This window comes from Streptomyces flavofungini (assembly GCF_041028215.1).
In the GTDB taxonomy this organism is placed as follows: Bacteria; Actinomycetota; Actinomycetes; order Streptomycetales; family Streptomycetaceae; genus Streptomyces; species Streptomyces flavofungini_B.
Window position 1 is genome coordinate 1 of record NZ_JASKYR010001336.1, and the last position, 1,022, is coordinate 1,022.

At 71.3% G+C, this 1,022-nt stretch carries 1 protein-coding gene; it reads right to left on the reverse strand.

The genetic code is table 11. The features are described from left to right. Positions 1-179: 179 nt before the first annotated feature. The coding region (gene bdeA / locus AB8Z36_RS40880) for a bis(hydroxyethyl) terephthalate hydrolase (RefSeq protein ID WP_440582140.1) at positions 180-1,022 on the reverse strand (843 nt) is incomplete at its 5' end.

The window sequence follows — 1,022 nt, forward strand, 5'->3', positions numbered from 1 at the left end:
AGCCCGGGTGCCGCCGCGAGCACGAGCGCCCCGCCGCGGCCCGCCCGCACCCCGCTGAACAGGGCGTCGACGGCGCGCAGTGGGGCGCTCCTGCCGTACATCCGCACGGGTGTCGTCACGGTCGTCGGTCCGGCCACGACCGTCACGTTACTTCCGCGTAAACGGAAGCGGAAGGTGCGTCAGGAGGTGTGCGGGCAGTTGCCCCGGTACTCCTCGATGGCCGAACTCGGGCGCGGCAGCGGGCAGAGGAACTGCTCGTAGCGCACGTCGTTGTCGATGAACCGCTTGAGCCAGGAGACGCTGTACTTCGCGATCGTGGTGTTGGAGGTGTTCGGGGTGAAGTGGGTCGCGCCGTTCAGCTCCAGATAGGCCTTGTCCAGGGAGCCGGGCAGGCTCTCGTAGAAGGGCTCGGAGTGGGAGGAGACGGGCGCGATGGTGTCGCCGTCGGCGCCGACGACGAGCGTGGGGGTGCGCAGCTCGGGCCAGCTCTTGTCGAGGTTCCAGCCGGTCAGCGGGATCGCCGCCTGGAGCGCGGGGCGGCTCTTGGCGGCCTCCAGGGTGCCGCCGCCGCCCATGGAGTGGCCCATGACACCGAGTCTGCCGCCGTCGATCCGGCCGCGCACGGTGCTGCGTTCGGTCAGGTAGTCGAGCGCGGCGAGGAGCTGGCGGCCCCGGCTCGCGGGCTGGTCGAGGGTGGTGAGGGTGTCGATGGTGAAGACGACGAAGCCCTGTGAGGCGAGGCGCGGGCCGAGCCAGGAGATCGAGGACTGGGTGCCGGTGTAGCCGGGCGAGATCGCTACGGCGCCGAACGTGCCGTCACTGGTCGACGTCGGGTAGTAGATGGTGCCGCCGCCGAAGTCGCTGACGCTGAGGGACGACACGCGTGCCTCGGACACGGCGTAGTGGCCGCGCGCCGCCTCGATGCTCGACACGGTGGGCGCCGGGCCCCGCTCGTAGGGGTTGTCCGCGGCGCCCTTGCTTCCGGTCTGGGCGGTGATCAGACCTCCCGCCGCCAGCAGGGC